We start from the raw sequence: 18,053 nt of genomic DNA on the forward strand, positions 1-18,053 counted from the left end.
CGACGACTAGCGTAGGTCTTCGCGGTCCTCATTCATCTTGTGCAGGAGATCAGCGAAGCGTTGTACATCTGCTTCATCCCAATCGGAAAGACGGTTGTGAAGTCGAGTGCGGAGGCTATTTCCACTGGCCTTCCACGCTTCGTGTGCCTTGACGGTGATTGAGACCAATTGGGCTCGTCCGTCGGATGGATCTGTGGTGCGAGTGATAAGGCCCATTGATTCAAGCTGTTTGACCATCCGCGAGATGGTGGCCTTGTCCAGTTCAAGGTGCTCTGCGAGGGCTCCTTGTTGTTGGGCGTCATTGTGGATCAAGAATGACAGAATTCGGTAGCCAGGTGCCTGAAGTTCAGGGTGGATAGCTTTGGCGCGCTCGCGGATCGATTGTCGCGCGCGAAGCAACGTGGTGGTGAATTCTTTTTCTACCTGGGCAAGCAGCTTTTCATCGTGCATGGTTTCTATTCTAGAGAACAGTGCGACTGTCGCCGACATTTGTCGGAAAAGTAAGACTTTGACCGACTTGGGGGTGCGCTGAAATGTAGAGATATACAAAAATTGCTTGAAGCTTCAATCAAGTGAGTATATGCTGTATTTATGACACAGTCAGCAGAACTCCCTCCGGTATTATTCTTGAGCCATGGTGCACCGCCCCTGGCCGACGATGCCCGCTGGACCAGTGAACTAGCTGGCTGGTCAGAAACCATCAGTAAGCCCAAAGACATTTTGATGATCTCTGCGCACTGGGAAAATGCCCCGGTCACGCTCAGTGCAACCTCGCAGAAAAATGAGCTGGTCTATGACTTCTGGGGTTTCCCGCAGAAGTACTACGACGTGCGTTATGACGCACCGATGGCTCCAGATCTTGCGCTGGAAGTTGAACGGCTTACCGCAACTCATGGCCACCATGTAGAGCGAGATGAGAGCCGCGGGCTGGACCACGGGGCGTATGTCCCGCTCAAGGAAATGTTCCCGGATGCCGACGTGCCGGTAGTGCAGATGTCCATGCCAACGCTAGATCCCGCCGGTCTTTTTGAGCTAGGCAAGTCCTTGGCTCCCTTGCGTGAACGCGGGACCTTGATTGTCGGTTCCGGATTCACCACCCACAACCTGCGTTGGTTCAATCCTGCCGGTGGCGCCGACGTCACCCCACCAAGTGCCTCCAGCGAGTTTGATCATTGGGCCGAAGAAGCGATGGCTCGTGGGGATGTGGACTCGATTCTCGACTTCATGCATAAGGCTCCTGCCGCTCGGGAAGCCCATCCGCGCTCCGAGCACTGGGCTCCACTCTATGTCTCGCTCGGCGCCGCTTATGCCTCGGGCGGTATTGACGCAAAAACTGCTATCGACGGTTTTTGGTTCGGGCTGTCCAAGCGTTCCTGGACGCTCACCTAATACCACTGTAGATTTCCTAAAACGAGAAAAGCGATCCCGCGGACCACTGGTCTGCGGGATCGTTTTTTGGTTTACTCGAACTAAAAGTCGCCCGTGGATATAGGAGGATTGCAGTCTGAAGTGTTGCGGATGGAAGTGGTGGATTTAAATCCACTAGGTGACGGGTCTCACAATCTAGGTAAATGTAGGTTATGATCTTATGGTCGGACCATAGTGGTCTGACCATTAGGTAGTCATTTTCTCGCACCAAGTGGAGCTGTCTACATGCAGATGGGAATGCTGCGAAAGTATGGTCAGAGAGGATCAGAAATATGGACAACTTAGGAGTGCTCGCGTTGCTCGCGCTCGCACCAATATTGGTAGTCGGGGTGTTACTCGTAGGATTCCGTTGGCCCGCAAAATTCGCCATGCCGGTCGGATACGTCGTTGCGGTACTCGTGGCATTGTTCGTCTGGAAGATGGACTTCAGCGGGGTGCTTGCCGCCTCGATTGAGGGGCTCGTTGTTGCCGCCACCATGCTATACATCGTTTTCGGTGCCCTACTCTTGCTCGCGACGCTAACCGTGGGCGGTGCAATGAACGCCATCAGGGCCGGATTTAATAACATTTCACCCGACCGCCGCGTCCAGGCAGTCATCATCGGCTGGCTATTTGGTAGCTTCATCGAAGGGGCCTCGGGATTCGGTACCCCCGCCGCAGTGGTTGCGCCGTTGCTGTTAGCCCTTGGGTTCCCGGCGATGGCCGCCGTGATGGTGGGTCTGATCATTCAGAGCACTCCAGTGAGCTTCGGTGCCGTAGGCACACCAATTTTGATTGGTGTGCAGCAGGGGCTTGGCGGCGATCCCGCCGTTGCAGAACGAGTCAGTGTGCTGGGACTGACCATGCCGGAGTTCATTAACTCTATTGGCCTGGAAGTCGCAATAATCCACGCGCTCGTAGGTTTGCTTATTCCGCTGATCATGGTCTGCATGCTTACCGGGTTCTTTGGCCCGGAACGGCGCTTCCGCGACGGGTTGGCCGTTTGGCCCTTTGCTATCTACGCGTCCCTGGCCATGACGGTTCCTTATGTTCTCACTGCCCGCTTCTTCGGGCCTGAATTCCCGTCACTATTTGGCGGTCTGATCGGCCTCGCGCTGGTTATGTTCACTTCTAGCCGCGGATTCTTGATGCCCAAGGAGATCTTCGACTTCGGACCGAAAGAAACCTGGTCTCAGCGTTGGATGGGCTCGCTCGAATCGGCTAAGGCAGTGGAATTGACTGGGAAGATGAGCCTGATCCGTGCCTGGGCACCATATATTTTGATGGGCACGCTGTTGGTCGCGACCCGTGTGATCCCCGAGGTGAAAACCTTCTTGACGGGGCTTGCCATTCCGGTGAACGATATTCTCGGCACCGGAATCAGTACCAGCATTCAGCCGTTCTACCTGCCAGGCTTTGTGCTGATTCTTGCTTCCGTCTTCGCTTTTGTGCTGCACAAGATGAATGGCGCGCAAATCGCACGTGCCTTCAAAGTCTCGGCCGCGCAGCTATTTGGCACCGCTGTTGCCCTGCTCTTCGCGGTTCCTTTGGTGCGTATCCTGATTCAATCCGGGCCGGAATTGAATAATTCTGGGCTCTCCAGCATTCCGGTGACGCTGGCCGAGGGCGCAGCCGCAATCTCAGGTGGCGCCTGGCCACTAATTGCACCGTGGATCGGGGCTCTGGGGGCATTCGTAGCCGGATCAAATACCATTTCCAACCTGACCTTCTCCCAATTCCAGTTCTCCACCGGAGCGCAGATCGGAGTTCCGCCGGAATCTATCGTTGCGGCGCAGGCTATTGGTGGTGCCGGAGGCAATCCGATTTCCATTCATAATATTGTTGCAGCATCGGCAACAGTTGGCTTGCTAGGGCGTGAAGGCGATCTGTTGCGCAAGACGATTCTGGTCACGATCTACTACTGCCTAGCTGGCGGTGTTATTTCCTTCCTCTTTATCCACGGATTCGGACTGAACGTCGGAACCATCATGCTGGTAATTCTGCTGGTCGGCTTCGCCCTGATCGTTCGGTGGATGCTCAAGCAGAAACCGAAGTTCGTTACGAAGTCTGGCGGCACCCAGCCGGCCCAGGATTAGGAATAGAAACAAGAGCAGAAGCAATCGGGCGTTCATGCCGGATTGCTTCTGCTCTTGTCATGTTGCGATAGCTTGGAGGGCTCTTCGAGTTTAAGCGTGGTGCAGGATGCTCAGCACGGCCGTAGGCCCGCCGTGTATAACAATATCCTGACCCGGTAATGATCATGATTCCGATAACCCCGACCGATCCGTTTCAAGTTCTTCGCCGTCAGGTTCGCCGCCTCGCTCCGAGCATTCGTCAACCGCGTACGAATGAACACCAGCAACTCCCGACGCCACGCAGTGAGTGTCCGGAACAAGGACTTCGCTTCGACCATTTTGGTTGCTTTCACCGATTTCTCCAGTACCGCCCACCTCGATTGAAAATCATGGATATCCCTGGTTTTCAGCAGTTCCCGCACGTGTTCCTTAATCCCATAAATCACGCCCAGCTCAGGATCTGATTCAAGGATCAGTTTCAGTCGTTCAACTTGCTTGATCGACAAGTTCTCCAAGTTGCAGGTCAACAGTTTCCGATACTTGTAGGCCGGATCAGCGACCCTTCCTCGGCGCTGGAGCACCTCGTGGGAGCGACGCCGGCGCACCTGAGTAATCATCAGATTCGCACGCTGAATGACATGAAAATGGTCCACGCTGATCTTGGCCTTGGGCAGGTTTTCACGCACCGCTTTGCGGAACTCAGCAGACATATCAATGGCCACATACTGCACTCGTTGACGCCAGTACCGTGGCCGGGACTTCAACCACTTCTTCACCGCTGCACCGCGCCGTCCGTCCACAATATCTAGAATTTTTCCGGTATCCAGATCGGTGAAGACAATAGACCACGGCTCAATACGAATCACTTTCCCGGTGCGGCCGCGCGCGTAGCGGACCTTACGAAAACGATGCTCATCAATACCGAGACGGCGGATGAACATGCGGTCCACGTTGCCTACAAGCTCACCGACCATGTTCACTCTTGCCATCACGGTTGGCCAGGAAACTTGGTACGCAGAAGCGACCCTGGACACGGCTCGCAGTTCGCAGCTCATCTCGTCCACGAGCTTTTGAGAGAGCCTGGTAGTGATTCTGGCCCTCAACGGTAGCTGTTCGGTGGTTTGCACGAACGAGCGGCGTTCGCAGGCGGTCTCTTGGCAGGCCATCCGGCGTTTGCGCACCAGGACCTGAATGTCGTTGCCACCGGTTGGGAGGTCTTTGACCCGGTGCACTGGTCTGGAGTGGATGCGGGTGGTGATCACCCCACAAGTTGGGCAGGCTGCCTCTGTGGCTTTGGGCTCGATAAGGACTTGTCGTCCGGCTGGTTCTTGGGTTGCGTCGATGACGCGGTAGTCAGTGAGGTTGAGAAGAATCGACGCAGTGTCGTTTCCACCGGTATCCTTAAACACGGCTCGTAGTTCCTTGCTGATGGTTTGTCTAGACAACATCCATTTTCGCAGAGGACTGCGGGCCTTACTTATTTTTCGGGCTCACCACGCTAAAACTTGAAGAGCCGCTTAATGAGGGCAAACTTGATGCCTGGTTTGAACATCCGGATGGCACCATGGCAGAAAACGAGCACTCCGGGTATATGAACATCGACGATGTTCAATTGCCTGAAGATGCCGAATACTACCTGTGTGGACCATTGGCATTTATGAAACTTGTGCGCAGCGCGCTGATAGCCAGAGGGATTCCCGCCAAGGACATCCAGTATGAAGTCTTCGGCCCTGACCTATGGCTTGCAGATTTTCAGTAACGCAAGACAGCTGGTTCCTCAGACAAAGAATCCGGAGCTATCTGGACTAAGAAAGAATTGGGCCCACCCGAAAAACCGGATGGGCTCAATTAATCAGTAACGACTTAGTTGATCGCCTCTGCGATCGGTGTCTGTCCGTCGTAGAAATTCACTGTCTGGCGAACGGCTGCGTTGTTGACGACAACATGGGTCAGGACATCTGCAACGGTTTCACGCGCAGTATTCCCCTCATCGTCCTGCGGGGCACGTCCTTGGATCTTGCCTTCTTCATCGGTCAGCGTGACCTTCTGGCTGGATGGATCCAGGGTCAGTAGGCCAGGGCCAAGAATTGTGAAGTCCAAGTCGGTTGAACGCAAGAATTTGTCCGCGTCATGCTTGGCCTTGGCATAGGTGTAGAAGGAGTTGTCCTTCTCTAGGCTGTCCACGTCAACGGATGCGCGCGCATAGGAGACCATGACAAAACGCTTCACCCCGGCCTGCTCGGCCGCCTTCATGGTGCGTACGGCGGCTTCGTAATCCACCGCGACGGTGCGTTCGGTGCTTCCGCCGCCAGCGCCGGCGGAGAACACCACTGTCTTGGCGCCGCTAAAATGCTGGGCCAACGTGTCAACGTCTGCCTGTTCGATGTCCAGCACTACCGGGGTGGCGCCCAGGGCACTGATTTCATCGCTATGTTCAGGGTTGCGAATCACCGACTCTACGTTCAACCCGTGACTTGCAAGTTTTGGTGCCGCAAGAAGTGCAACCTTCCCGTGTCCACCAATGATGACTACTCGATTTGTTTCGGACATATGCTGCTCTTTTCTCCTCGGTTGTCGTCTTTGGCACAACACCAAGAGATGAGGAGATATTCCGACCCTGGATTTCGTGGTGCTGTTATTACTTAGTAGTGATCTTTCAGATAGGACAGCGGGCACCAACAGTGACAAGATGGTTCCAGACGTTTAACCACTTCAAAGGAGTCATCGTGAGCTACAAGGTAGGCCCTGCAGACGAGCTACCCGAAGGCGAAGCCTTACTAGTTCCCGCCAGCGAAAGCGGTGCGAGCGAGGACATTGCGGTGTTCCACGCCGATGATGGCAATTTCTACGCGTTGCAAGACGAGTGCACCCACGAGGTAGCCTCGCTCTCCGACGGCTGGATTGAAGGCTGCGAAGTTGAATGCCCGATGCATTCCTCCAGCTTCGATATGCGCACCGGCAAGGTGCAGTGCATGCCTGCCACCGTAGATGCCCGCACGTACAAGGTTGCCGTAGTCGACGGAAACTTGGAGCTAGATATCTAGATGCCGTCAGTACACATTGTCGGCGGTGGTGTTGCCGGTTTTACTCTCGCGCGCGAACTTGTGAGCAAGGGTTATGCCGGGAACATCAAAATCAGCGACCCCGAGGGGCTTCCCTATGACCGGCCACCGCTGAGCAAATCCCTGCAGCGCGAGTACTTTGTTCCACCCGCCTGGTTTGAACAGCACGGTGTTTCGCTCATCCAAGAAAACATTACCGAGCTAGTTGCTCCCACCGCCGAGGATGAATGGGTGGTGCTAGCTACCGGAACCACCCCAAAAAAACTTCAGGTGCCGGGCGCAGAGCACATACGCAGCCTGCATACCGCCACCGATGCGGCTGATCTTTCGGTCGCATTGGAAGATGGAATGTTCGGGCAGCGCGTACTGGTTATCGGTGCCGGCCTGGTGGGGGCAGAATTTGCGGCCACCGCAAAAATGCTCGGCGCTCAGGTCACACTCGTTTCCAACTCGGAGGCGCCGTTGTCCAACGTCTTGGGTGTTGAGATGGCGGCAGTCTTGCATGCCGAGCACTCCCGGCACGGGATCACCGTATTATCTGGTGAACTCACCGAGGCCGGTGCAGGCTACGCGGTGGTCGATGGGCAACGAATCGAGGCTGAAATCCTCGTCGCTGCCATTGGAGTCGAGCCCGAAACTACCCTCGCACAAGCGATGGGGCTAGAGATCAACGACGGAATACTTGTCGATGATCAGCAACGCACCACCATGCACCGTCAGGTTTTGGCCATAGGCGATGGCGCACGGATGACTCAACGCACCCGTGCCGTGCACTGGGAAGCAGCCATGGAAGACGCAGCGATTGCCGCGGCCACCATCATGGGAGGCGACGCACGGCCCCATTCGGTACCGTGGTTCTGGTCTGATAGGCACGAGAGCCATGTTGAAGCGGTAGGGGATTTTTCCCAAGCTGCGCAGCATGTGCCGCGATTGAACCGACGCGGGAAGTTGCAGGTACTTTTCGGTCTTAACGAAGCAGGCAATTTGGTAGCGGCCTCCATGATTGACGGTGGCCAGATGTCTAAAGCCGTCAAACGACTCATCGCACGTGGCTACACGCCAAGCATTGAGGAACTGCAAGACTCCAGTGTTGGTCCGCGTGACCTTGGACGGCAGGAACAGCTATGATCGCTGAACGCAATTGGGGAGTCCCCGAAGCTCTCAAGATCCCTACCAAACGAGTCGGCGTTGGCTGGATTGCAGCTGTTGTCACCGTTCATATCGGGATTAATGTTGGCTTCTTCGCGCCGATTCAGGTACTCCTTGGATTACACGCTGAACAGCTAGATGCCAGCCAGAAGGCCGCCATTCTTTCGCTGGTAACCGGCGTTGGTGCGGCTGTCTCTTTGGTGGCAAATCCACTCTTCGGGGCTCTGAGCGATCGGAGTACCTCGAAATTTGGCCGGCGTGTTCCGTGGGTTCTGTTCGGCACGGTCTGCGGAGCGTTAGCGCTGCTACTCATGTCAACCGCCCAAACGGTGAGCATGCTGGTACTGGGCTGGGCGCTGATGCAAGCGGCTGGCAATGCAGCCTTAGCCGCGATTTTTGCCGCCATCCCGGACAAGGTGCCGGTGGAACAACGTGGCCTTGTCGGTGGGATGGTGGCGTTGGGGCAGACCTGCGGCTCACTTATTGGTGCAGTCATCGGCATGTTTGCGGCCTCAAATCTGGTGTTCGGATATGCGATTGTTGCAACGGCCGTAGCCATTTGCGCGATTCCCTTTGTCTTGCTGCGGCAAGATGTTCCGCTTCCAAAGGGTGCGTTAGAACCGTTAAAGCTCATGGAATTCGTCAAGAGCTTCTGGATCAACCCGATGCAGCACACAGATTTCGGATGGGCTTGGCTCTCCCGTTTCCTGCTCTATCTGGGCAGCCAGCTGTGCTTGGTTTACCTGCTCTTTTTCTTGCAGGACAAGTTGCGCCACCCAGAACCCGCCACCGGCGTGCTGATCCTGACAGCGACCTACGCCTTTTGCGTGATTTTCTCCTCGGTGATTGCCGGTCGGCTCTCTGACCGGGATGGAAAACGCAAGAAATACGTGATCCTCTCCTCGGTCATTGTGGCTGGGGCTGCGTTGACCCTCGCATTTGCGACTACCTTCACCACTGCGATCTTCGCGGCCGTGTTTCTCGGGGTTGGTTTTGGCGCTTATCTCGCCGTCGATTTTGCCTTGCTTACACAGGTACTGCCGTTTGAGGATTCTCGCGGTAAAGATCTGGGCATGATCAATATTGCGAACTCGCTGCCACAGGTGTTTGCCCCGCTTATTGCTTGGCTTTCGGTGACGTGGCTAGGCGGTTATTCAACGTTATTCATGTGTTCTGCAGTGATCAGCCTGCTCGGTGCGGTTCTGGTCTTAAAAATTAAAAGCGTTCCGTAGCCAGTAATGACAATAAATTGGTTGGTAAATGAGGCACCTTTTATGGTGACGTTTACTTTCTTCTTCATTGGAGCAATGCTGCGAGGCAACGCGACCTACTGGTTAGGTCGTGCTGTGGCGCGCGGAGTTGAGAATACCCGGTATCAAAGGATCGTGCACGGGGCGATGTATCAGCGTGCACAACGATTTATCGCGCGGTGGGGAATGCTCGCGGTCCCATTGTGCTTTCTTACCATCGGCATTCAATCAGCTGTGAACGCAACCGCCGGGGTGAGCCGAATGCCCTTGCGGCGTTACCTTCCCGCCGTCACTGTCGGAGCACTAGCGTGGGCATTGATATACACGACCATTGGCATGGCAATTTTCTATGCTTGGCTCTCTCTGGAATGGCCGTACCTACTCACAGGCGCCTTACTCATTTCCGCCATTGTTATCCTGGTTTTGCGATTTCGGCAGAGCAGGTCTCCGGTGGCGAAATCAGACGAGACATAAATTTACTATGCTGTAGTTCCATCGCGTAGGAATTCCGCGAGTTTTTCAAAGTCAAAAGATATCGCAGTGAAAGCCGGTGCCACCTAATGCTGAACAATCCTGCCTCCGGCGAAAAGCGCACGGCGCAGCTCGACGAGTTAGACCGTCGTCTGTTGTCCTTGCTTTCAGAGAACTCGCGGCGGACCAATAATTCATTGGCTGAAGAACTGGGCATTGCGGCTTCTACATGTTTGGCGAGGCTGAACGCTTTACGCGACTCGGGGGTTATTTCACGATTCACTATTGAGGTGAACCCCCAAGTCCTGGGCCGTGAGCTCGAAGCATTGATCTTCGTAAAAATCCGCCCAGGTGCAAGACATCTGATGTCTACCTTCGCATCGGATATGCGCTCAAAGCCCGGAGTGCAGCAGTTATTCTTCTTGGGCGGAGCAGACGACTTCGTGTTGCATATTGCCGTCCGCAACTCAGCCGACGTTCGACAGTTCGTATTGGATAACCTGTCAGCCAACCCTGCGGTGGCAACCACTCAAACATCCCTAGTCTTCGAACACAGCCACGGAACTGACGAGTACTAACCAAAGGCTTGATCAAATTATTGATATCCCATCTTGCCGGTTGTCGAATCTAATCTGACCTCTGTGTAGATTCGAATTCTCTCACTAAAAGCATTTGAACTATTCGAATAAAAATGCTAAGATAAATGTTCTCTTCAGCGGCGAGACGTGATGAGGCCCTGGGTGACTAGGGTCCTACGTTAACTACGACGTATCACCTTCCCAGTTGAGGATCGAGGAGGATGAGAAGGCAATGGGTATTGAAGTTACTCTACTAACCGCGCTGGTCACCCTTGCGGTACTAGCAGGCGCCAGTATCTATCTGGTTGCGAAGTATCGCCGGACGCATGCGTCCCAGATTCGCGAATCCCTGATGCGGCAGGCAAGAAAGTACGCAGTTGCGTCTCCGGATGAGCTGACAAATCATGACTTGGCAGTGGCAATTCACAACGCTAAACGTGAAAGTAAACAAAAGCACATGAAAGCCGCATAGTTTTTAGCTCAAGTGCAGCATCGTGAGGGTCGAAGGGGTCGCAAGGATCCTTCGGCCCTCATTTTGCATTTGGTTCGTAGCGCCGTGTAAGCGATGTGCGTTGTGTGGTGTAGCTCGCCATGAAGGCGGTCAAAACCCAACCCAGCAACTAATGGATGAATAGCATTCCATAATGGCTTTCATAAAATGACGCAGGTCACCATTCTTATGGAATTCTAATTGAATTGATGCCGGTTCAATCACAGTCTCCTGTGACCTTGTGAACGAATAAGGGGGTTCTGTATTAAAGGGAAAACTTTATGGGCTTTACTGGAATTACGGTGTTATTGAAACTTTAGGAGAAAACAATGGGCGCGATCCCTCTTGGTGAAGACATACTCTTGGCCCGCCATGGCGAGAGCATTATCAAATTCCGCCAGGATCGCAAGAACCGTGCAACGGTAGCTTACCTACGTGGTGGCGAAACGGATTCGGCATCCAACATACTCTCGGCTCGTGTTCTCAGCACTTCCGTGCGCACCCCTGTCCAGGCGATCAGCCAGGGAACGATGAACTACCTGAACAACGAGTCCTCGGTTAGCCGTCAGGAAGTTCGTTCGCTGGTCAAGGTGTCCCTCGGATTCAGTGCAGTGATGGGGATTGTCTTTGGTGGACTGCTTCTAGCCCTGTACAAGGTCGGTGGCAATGAAGCGATTACCTCCCTTTCGAGCATGGGTGCAACACTGTAGGCTCTCAAATTTCCTGGCAACAAGGGCGAAACCATGGGGTTTCGCCCTTGTTGCATATGGAGAGCCGAATTCCTTGCAGGTGAGCACTTTGAAGACGGGCTGGCAAGTCTCGTAATTTAAGTTTTCTGGGCATAAGATGGCGATAATCCTAGGGATTGGAGCCCAACATGCGTTTCGTCATGGAAGTAAACTTTGACTCCGAGAGTATGCAACTCAAGCCGCTGGAAGAGCTGCAGAAAATTCTCTCGGATTGGTCTAAAAATATCGCACTTTACCCATTTGAACCCGGCGCGCAGGAAGATATTCTCGACGCCGAAGGGGAAGAGGTTGGCGAGTGGGCGTTACTTGAGGACTAATCCCGCTTCTTGGAGAAACGCCCAATCAAGTAACCAATGATCAAGGTGATGCTGAGTATTGCCCAGAGCGGGGCGCTGGTATGGAATATCAGTAGCTCCACACGAACATAATTCAGATTCTGCAAGATGAATATGAGTGCGATAATTCCCAGAACAATTGCTGTCCATTGTTTGGCAGAAAGCCGGCGGTGCCCTGCCGGGACTGAATCCTGGCTCATGTGAGGTCTCTCGATGCTAGTAGTCCGGTCACCAGGGCGCGTAATCCGCGTTCAAAAGAGTCGTCACTGGTGTTGACCCCGGTTGCGCGTTGCGCCGCCACTGCCTGGGTGAAGTGCGGGGTCGCCTCGCGATGATTGCTGGTATCAAAGATGTCGTGCGGTGCACCGGTATCCATTGCCGATCCGAAGATGAAGGACTCAAGGGCGACGATGGTGGGAATCACTGCGGCGTCGGCCAGACCACGGCCTCTCAGTGTTTCGGCCACATGCTCATACATTGCTATGGTGCGTGGGGAATCAGATACCGGTAGCACTGCGATGACCGGAATCAGCGGGATGTGCAACGCAAAAACGTTTCGGTAGCTCGTCGCCCATTGGATCAGCGCCTCGTGGATCTCAAGTTTCCCAAAGGCCGAGGTATCTACCTGAGCCATGACCAGTTCCTGAATCCATTGCAGTAGGTCTTGTTTGGAATCGACATGGTTGTAGAGCGCCGAAGGCGATACCCCCAAGGATCGTGCGAGTTGCTGCATGGTCAGTGCATCATAACCGTCTTGGGAGACTAGGCTCAGCGCGTGCTCGGTAATGCGATCTCGGCTGAGTATCGCTTTGCGCGGCCTTCCAGCCCGTCGAGGACTCTCGGTACTCATTCCAATTTCCCCCTGACGTGGCATGCTTCACAAGAGCATCTTCGTACCCTATGCTATACGCAGAGGTAAATGAACCAAATTCATTTAGTGCCGAAGGGAATTATTGTGAAACAGATCGAACGCGACGTTGTCATTATCGGGGCAGGTCCATCGGGTCTCACCGCCGCCTATGAACTGAAAAAGTGCGGGAAAACGGTGGCAGTTCTTGAAGCCCGCGACCGCGTCGGCGGACGTACCTGGAGCGAAGAAATGGAGGGGGCGACCATTGAAATTGGCGGGCAATGGATTAGCCCGGACCAAACCGGGTTGTATTCGCTAATCAACGAACTGGGCATCGAAACCTTCGAGCGTTACAAGGAAGGCAAAAGCCTGTACCGCACAGCGGAGGGCGAGACCATTGCCTACGACGGTGAAGATTTCCCCGTAGCGCCAAGCACCGTGGCCGAAATGAACAAGCTTATCGAGGTGATGAATGGCCTCGCAGCGCAAATGGATCCGGACAAGCCGTGGGAGCACCCGCAGGCTGAAGAGCTTGACATGATCTCCTTCCATCACTTCCTGCGCGAGCACAGCAGCGATGAACTTGCCTGCGATAACGTAGGTCTATTTATCGCCGGTGGCATGCTGACCAAACCCGCTCACACCTTCTCGGCGCTGCAAGCAGTGCTCATGGCTTCCTCGGCTGGCTCCTTCGACAATCTTGTGGACGAAGACTTCATTCTTGACCGCCGTATCGTTGGCACCATGCAGGGCGTCTCCAAAACGGTGGCCGAACGCCTGGGCGACGACGTGTACCTGGAGAACCCGGTACTCAAGCTTGAATGGTCACAGGACAGCGTGATTGCCCACGGTGCGACGGTGAGCATCAAGGCCAAAAAGGCCGTGATAGCGGTTCCTCCGAACCTGTACTCGCGTATCAGCTACGTTCCTGCGCTTCCACGCAAGCAATTGGTCACCCACCAGCACCAGTCCATGGGATTGGTGATCAAGGTTCACGCAGTGTACGAGACGCCTTTCTGGCGTGAAGCTGGACTTTCCGGGACCTGCTTCGGACCCAATGCAGTAGTCCAGGAACTCTACGACAATACCTACACCGGAGAAAGCACCGGCACACTGGTCGGATTTATCTCCGATGTTGACGCCGATGCCATGTGGGAATTAGACGAAGCAGAACGCAAATCGCAGATCTTGCAGGGAATCGCCGACTTCCTCGGTGCTAAGGCCTTGGACCCCAAGGTCTTTTACCTCTCCGACTTCGCGGCCGAAGAATGGACCCGAGGCGCCTACGCCACCAGCTACGACCTTGGTGGTCTGACACGATTTGGCTCAGTCCAGAACGACAATGTGGGACCGCTGTACTTCTCCTCATCAGATCTTGCCGGTGAGGGCTACCAGCACGTGGATGGTGCGGTACGCATGGGACGCCGCAGCGCTGCTCGAATCATCGCAAAGCTAGAAGGAAGCAGCTATGACGAAAGCTATGACGGTGTTGCTCCGCTAGGAAAGGTCAACGCGTAGCCATGAATCTGCTTGTTGGATACACCGCAGATCAGCGCGGTGCCGAAGCACTGGAGCTGGCGGCTGCTCTGGTGGCGGGAACCACAACGCCTAGCCTGACCATAGGCATTGTGGTGCCTGCAACGACACCCTTCAGCGCCATCTACCCCGGTGGAGACCATGGGTTCGACTCTATTCTCTCGGCCAAAGTTGATGAGTGGGCAGTTGCCGCGCTAGCCCAGGTTCCGCAAGGAGTCAGCGCCAAAGTCGTGGCTCGCTCGGTATCCTCGGTCGCCGGAGGCCTGATTGAGCTTGCCGTAGAAACCGGTGTGCATGGCATCGTCTTGGGTGGGCGTAAACGCCACCGTGCGGGATTTTTCATGCCCGGCGCGGTAGTAAATGCACTCCTGCACGCTTCACCGGTTCCGGTATTCATGTCCAGCCCGCAGGCGCTTGCCTCGTTGCGTGCAGCGAATGGGCAAATCACCCGAATGACAGCATTCGTCGGAGACCGTCCCGGAGCGCGGGAGGTCATTGCCAACGCGGCCAAGTTCGCCACGGTCCGCAAAGTGGCATTACGCGTCGCGACGCTCGTATCCGATACCGACGTATCGGATCCAGCCACTGAGCTTGATCCGCATCTGGTGCGCACCAAGAAGTTCCTCGCGGAACTGACCGAGTCCATGGGACTGCAGGCAAGTATCGAAGTGATTTCACGTCAAAGCCTGGATGAAGCCATTGATTCGCTGGCTTGGGAAGCCGGAGAAGTAGCAATTCTGGGTTCTTCCCGGTTAGCTGCAAGCCGTCGTCTCTTTGTCGGAGCCAAGGCCCAACGAATCCTAGGCAAGTTGCACGTGCCCATGGCAGTGATACCGAACTAAAACCATCGCGCGGGGGATACCCGTTTTCTGGGCAGACGCAGAGGTCTGCCCAGAAAAAACCCAGAAGGTTAACACTATGTCGCAAGAACTGAGGCAGGAAACTGCCGAGCAATCCGAGAGCGGTCTGCACTCTAAAGGTTTGTCCACCGGCACCGTAGGAGTAGTCGGACTAGTAGTCATCGGCATCTCCTGCATTGCCCCGGCCTACACCTTGACCGCCGGACTCGGCGCCACCGTGGCAGAGGTCGGCACGAGCCTTCCGGCCATCTTGTTAGCCGGCTTCATTCCGATGTTGCTGGTCGCCTTGGGCTACCGCGAGCTAAACAACGCGATGCCAGATTCCGGAACCTCATTTACCTGGGCCACCCGAGCCTTCGGACCGATGATCGGTTGGATGGGCGGTTGGGGGCTTATCGCGGCTACCGTGATCGTCTTATCCAACCTTGCCGCGGTGGCGGTGGACTTCTTCTATATTCTCCTCGCCCAGCTCACCGGAAACCAGGCAATCGCCGACTTGACGAAAAACTTGTGGGTCAACATTCCCACCACGTTGGTCTTCATCGCGGCGGCCGCCTACATTTCCTATCGTGGACTCAACGCCACCAAGGTGTTCCAGTACATACTGGTTGGTTTTCAAGTGGCGGTCCTGCTGCTCTTTGCGATCATGGCGTTCACCAGTGACACTCCCTTTGACCGGACACCAATTAGCTTAGAGATGTTCAACCCGGCCTCAGTGGATTCTTTCACCGCCTTCGCCGCAGGCATTTCCCTGTCAATCTTCGTTTTCTGGGGCTGGGATGTCACGCTGACCATGAACGAGGAAACCACTGACCCGGCCAAGGTTCCCGGACGCGGTGCGACGTGGACGGTGCTGGTCATCATCGCGTTGTACCTTGCGGTGTCTTTGGGCGTCCTGTACTGGGCCGGAGTAGGCCAAACCGGACTCGGTGCGGGCAACGAGGCAAACCAGGAATCAATCTTCGCGGTGCTCTCCGGACCTATCATGGGTCCACTAGCCATTCTGATGTCGCTGGCGATTCTCTCCTCCTCGGCGGCTTCGCTGCAGTCAACCATGGTTTCTCCGGCACGTACCTTGCTGGCCATGGGGTACTACAAGGCGCTGCCGCCGAGCTTCGCAAAAATTTCCCCGCGCTTCATGTCCCCTTCAGTTGCCACGGTAGTCTCGGCAGCAGCCGCGGCCGTGTTCTACGTGGTGACCCGGTTGATTTCTGAAAATGCCCTGTGGGACACCATCACGGCTCTGGGACTGATGATCTGCTTCTACTACGGGATTACCGCACTAGCCTGCGTCTGGTATTTCCGCTCTGAGTTGTTTGCAAGCGTTCGGAATTTCTTCTTCAAGTTCCTTGCACCCCTCATCGGCGGTGCAGTGCTGCTGGTGATGTTCTTCAGCACGGCCATCGAATCAATGAATCCCGACTATGGTTCAGGATCCGCGATTGGTTCCGTGGGCATGGTCTTCATTCTGGGGGTGGGTGTTTTGCTGCTCGGTGTCGCAATCATGCTGTTCACCAAGTGGCGGCATCCAGCCTTCTTCAGAGGAGAAACCATTAGGACTCGGTAGCTAGTTACCCTTGCTGCGCTCAACAATTGTTATTGAACCACCCACTAATGCTCAGTGGGTGGTTCAATATGTTCATGGCTACTTCGGTTCTTTTTATCTGTTCTCGCAATGCAGGCAAGTCGCAAATGGCTGCGGCCTTGATGGACCTTGTCTCGGACGGCAAGGTGACCAGCTATTCGGCCGGGACAAACCCTGGCTCCGTGATCAATCACGAGGCTGCCGAATCGCTCGCCGAGGCCGGAGCAGACATGTCCGCAGGTGTTCCCAAGGGCATTGACCCTGCAATATTGGACCAGGTGGACCGCGTGGTTATTCTGGGCAGCGAAGCTAATCCCAGCATCAACGAAAGCATTCCCACCGAACGCTGGGTCACCTATGAGCCAAGCGAGGACGGGGTGACGGGCAGCGAACGGATGAACCTGATCCGTGATGAAATCGCCGAGCGGGTACGCGAACTGTACCGCGAACTGGAGAAATAAGATCAGCGTTAGCAAGACGAAACTGGGCACAACCTCGTGGTGGCTACCGGGAATCTGCCTGATTCTCACCGGATGGTGCGCTAACCAGTATGTTTCACTCATTAGCTGGTATCAGCAGCACCGCGAGCTCAGTGAATTTGAAGCAATGCTGGTGATGGGCAGTTATCTGCTCGGCATGATTCCGACGCTGCTGCTGGGCGGCCCGCTAGCTGACAAGTTTGGCCGCAAGCCTTTCACCCTCCTCGCTTTGACCGCCTCCACGCTCGGCTCGCTCAGCATGATGTTCGGGGCAGTCCACGACTCCGGGTTATATGCCGGACGAGTGTTTACCGGAATGGGCATGGGACTGGCCATGGTGGCGGTGACCAGCTGGGTTAAAGTGCTCAGTGTGGGACCGGCAGGAGCAACCCGAGCGGCACTGTGCACCTCGGCAGGGTTTGCCATCGGCCCGATGATCTCCGGAACTATTGTGGGCGCGAGCGCCAGCCCTGAACTGGCCTATGGAATTCACGCGGTCGCTGCGCTCTCGTGGTTATTCCTTATCACTACGGTCAAGGAAGAAAAGGCGGTTCAGGCCAATAATTCTGGGACTGCGACCACCCCCGAGAATCTCAAGCGGTTTAAACTTGTGGTGCTTCCCGCTGCCCCATGGGTCTTCGGACTCGCGGCAAGCGGTTTTGCTATCGTGCCCGCGTTGAGCTCGGCAGCAGGTCAGTCATCGTTGTTTTTCACTACTGCCGCGGTAGTTATCACCATGGGGATGGGCCTGCTGGTCCAGCCCTTGGCCAAACGCTATAACGACACCAGCAAGGTCAACGTACTGATGGCCGGGCTGATCCTCTCAGTGCTGGCATTCGCATTGATGATTCTGGTATACCTCAGCGGATCTGAAGCGTTGGGCTATGTGGCCTTCATCGTTTCGGGTTCGGCCAATGGAGTGCTGCTGGTTGCTGGGCTTAGCCAGGTACTCGACCTTGCAGGATCCGGCGAAATCGGAAAACTTACCGGCCGGTTCTATGCGGTGTGCTTTATCGGCTTCAGCTTCCCAACGCTCTTTGCCATGTGGCGCCCGTTTGCTGATCCCCTCTGGTTTATTGTGCTGCTTATCGGGCTTTGCCTAGTGAGCATGGTTTGCGTCTACGCAGCCCGCAAGCATCTGCCAGCACGGACCTTGGATCTGGTGCAAGGCTAGAAA

Annotated in this window: 20 protein-coding genes and 1 pseudogene; 16 read left to right on the forward strand and 5 right to left on the reverse strand. The window is 55.2% G+C overall.

Going from position 1 to position 18,053, the window contains the following annotated elements; translation table 11 throughout:
• Positions 1-6 precede the first annotated feature (6 nt).
• Positions 7-450 carry a MarR family transcriptional regulator gene (locus CIK74_RS06025; protein WP_170947764.1) on the reverse strand — a complete coding sequence of 148 codons (444 nt, stop codon included), beginning with the start codon at positions 448-450 and terminating at the stop codon, positions 7-9.
• A 141-nt stretch (positions 451-591) separates the two neighbouring features.
• Between CIK74_RS06025 and CIK74_RS06030 the strand changes: the two genes are divergently transcribed.
• A complete protein-coding gene (locus tag CIK74_RS06030) occupies positions 592-1,389 on the forward strand; it encodes a class III extradiol ring-cleavage dioxygenase (RefSeq protein ID WP_096254871.1) in 798 nt (265 codons plus the stop codon).
• Positions 1,390-1,700: 311 nt separating this feature from the next.
• The gene (locus tag CIK74_RS06035; protein ID WP_096254872.1) at positions 1,701-3,503 is read left to right on the forward strand and encodes an L-lactate permease; all 1,803 of its coding nucleotides are present in this window, start codon (positions 1,701-1,703) and stop codon (positions 3,501-3,503) included.
• 110 nt (positions 3,504-3,613) lie between these two features.
• Here the strand turns inward: CIK74_RS06035 and CIK74_RS06040 are convergent, their stop codons facing one another.
• Positions 3,614-4,891: an ISL3 family transposase gene (locus CIK74_RS06040; protein ID WP_096254873.1), complete on the reverse strand. Its 1,278-nt coding sequence runs from the start codon at positions 4,889-4,891 to the stop codon at positions 3,614-3,616.
• Between the two features lie 176 nt (positions 4,892-5,067).
• Between CIK74_RS06040 and CIK74_RS06045 the strand changes: the two are divergent.
• Positions 5,068-5,241, forward strand: a pseudogene (locus CIK74_RS06045) (hemin transporter); the annotation flags it as partial.
• A gap of 104 nt (positions 5,242-5,345) precedes the next feature.
• On the opposite strand, the gene CIK74_RS06050 reads toward CIK74_RS06045, so the two are convergent.
• Positions 5,346-6,032 (reverse strand): NAD(P)H-binding protein, encoded by a 687-nt coding sequence (locus tag CIK74_RS06050; protein ID WP_096254874.1) that lies wholly within the window; start codon positions 6,030-6,032, stop codon positions 5,346-5,348.
• A gap of 176 nt (positions 6,033-6,208) precedes the next feature.
• Between CIK74_RS06050 and CIK74_RS06055 the strand changes: the two genes are divergently transcribed.
• The 8 genes from CIK74_RS06055 to CIK74_RS06090 all read left to right on the forward strand — a co-directional run bounded on the left by CIK74_RS06055 (position 6,209) and on the right by CIK74_RS06090 (position 11,548).
• Positions 6,209-6,526 carry a bifunctional 3-phenylpropionate/cinnamic acid dioxygenase ferredoxin subunit gene (locus CIK74_RS06055; RefSeq protein WP_096254875.1) on the forward strand — a complete coding sequence of 106 codons (318 nt, stop codon included), beginning with the start codon at positions 6,209-6,211 and terminating at the stop codon, positions 6,524-6,526.
• A complete protein-coding gene (locus CIK74_RS06060) occupies positions 6,527-7,672 on the forward strand; it encodes an FAD-dependent oxidoreductase (protein WP_096254876.1) in 1,146 nt (381 codons plus the stop codon). It abuts the gene before it with no gap.
• Positions 7,669-8,925, forward strand: coding sequence for an MFS transporter (locus tag CIK74_RS06065; RefSeq protein ID WP_096254877.1), 1,257 nt, complete (start codon positions 7,669-7,671; stop codon positions 8,923-8,925). The genes CIK74_RS06060 and CIK74_RS06065 overlap by 4 nt, the downstream gene beginning before the upstream one ends.
• Before the next feature lie 42 nt (positions 8,926-8,967).
• Positions 8,968-9,417, forward strand: a complete 450-nt coding sequence (locus CIK74_RS06070; RefSeq protein WP_240520470.1) for a VTT domain-containing protein — start codon at positions 8,968-8,970, stop codon at positions 9,415-9,417.
• 86 nt (positions 9,418-9,503) lie between these two features.
• A complete protein-coding gene (locus CIK74_RS06075; protein WP_096254879.1) occupies positions 9,504-9,992 on the forward strand; it encodes an Lrp/AsnC family transcriptional regulator in 489 nt (162 codons plus the stop codon).
• A gap of 232 nt (positions 9,993-10,224) precedes the next feature.
• The gene (locus CIK74_RS06080; RefSeq protein ID WP_096254880.1) at positions 10,225-10,464 is read left to right on the forward strand and encodes a hypothetical protein; all 240 of its coding nucleotides are present in this window, start codon (positions 10,225-10,227) and stop codon (positions 10,462-10,464) included.
• A gap of 347 nt (positions 10,465-10,811) precedes the next feature.
• Positions 10,812-11,192, forward strand: a complete 381-nt coding sequence (locus CIK74_RS06085; protein WP_096254881.1) for a hypothetical protein — start codon at positions 10,812-10,814, stop codon at positions 11,190-11,192.
• Between the two features lie 167 nt (positions 11,193-11,359).
• A complete protein-coding gene (locus tag CIK74_RS06090; RefSeq protein ID WP_096254882.1) occupies positions 11,360-11,548 on the forward strand; it encodes a hypothetical protein in 189 nt (62 codons plus the stop codon).
• Here CIK74_RS06090 and CIK74_RS06095 read toward each other — a convergent pair.
• Together CIK74_RS06095 and CIK74_RS06100 are read right to left on the reverse strand one after the other, a co-directional pair.
• Positions 11,545-11,766: a hypothetical protein gene (locus CIK74_RS06095; RefSeq protein WP_096254883.1), complete on the reverse strand. Its 222-nt coding sequence runs from the start codon at positions 11,764-11,766 to the stop codon at positions 11,545-11,547. The two genes, CIK74_RS06090 and CIK74_RS06095, sit on opposite strands and share 4 nt — an antisense overlap.
• Positions 11,763-12,416, reverse strand: a complete 654-nt coding sequence (locus tag CIK74_RS06100; protein WP_096254884.1) for a TetR/AcrR family transcriptional regulator — start codon at positions 12,414-12,416, stop codon at positions 11,763-11,765. Before CIK74_RS06100 ends, CIK74_RS06095 begins: the two co-directional genes overlap by 4 nt.
• 105 nt (positions 12,417-12,521) lie before the next feature.
• Here CIK74_RS06100 and CIK74_RS06105 point away from each other — a divergent pair, with 105 nt between their 5' ends.
• The 5 genes from CIK74_RS06105 to CIK74_RS06125 all read left to right on the forward strand — a co-directional run bounded on the left by CIK74_RS06105 (position 12,522) and on the right by CIK74_RS06125 (position 18,050).
• Positions 12,522-13,934, forward strand: a complete 1,413-nt coding sequence (locus tag CIK74_RS06105; protein WP_096254936.1) for an NAD(P)/FAD-dependent oxidoreductase — start codon at positions 12,522-12,524, stop codon at positions 13,932-13,934.
• 2 nt (positions 13,935-13,936) lie between these two features.
• Positions 13,937-14,794 carry a universal stress protein gene (locus CIK74_RS06110; protein ID WP_096254885.1) on the forward strand — a complete coding sequence of 286 codons (858 nt, stop codon included), beginning with the start codon at positions 13,937-13,939 and terminating at the stop codon, positions 14,792-14,794.
• Between the two features lie 76 nt (positions 14,795-14,870).
• Positions 14,871-16,379, forward strand: coding sequence for an APC family permease (locus CIK74_RS06115; RefSeq protein ID WP_096254886.1), 1,509 nt, complete (start codon positions 14,871-14,873; stop codon positions 16,377-16,379).
• Between the two features lie 74 nt (positions 16,380-16,453).
• Positions 16,454-16,858: a low molecular weight phosphatase family protein gene (locus tag CIK74_RS06120; protein WP_096254937.1), complete on the forward strand. Its 405-nt coding sequence runs from the start codon at positions 16,454-16,456 to the stop codon at positions 16,856-16,858.
• The gene (locus CIK74_RS06125) at positions 16,809-18,050 is read left to right on the forward strand and encodes an MFS transporter (RefSeq protein ID WP_096254887.1); all 1,242 of its coding nucleotides are present in this window, start codon (positions 16,809-16,811) and stop codon (positions 18,048-18,050) included. Before CIK74_RS06120 ends, CIK74_RS06125 begins: the two co-directional genes overlap by 50 nt.
• The last annotated feature ends 3 nt before the right edge of the window (positions 18,051-18,053 follow it).

It is taken from the genome of Glutamicibacter sp. BW77 (assembly GCF_002332285.1).
Taxonomy (GTDB): domain Bacteria; phylum Actinomycetota; class Actinomycetes; order Actinomycetales; family Micrococcaceae; genus Glutamicibacter; species Glutamicibacter bergerei.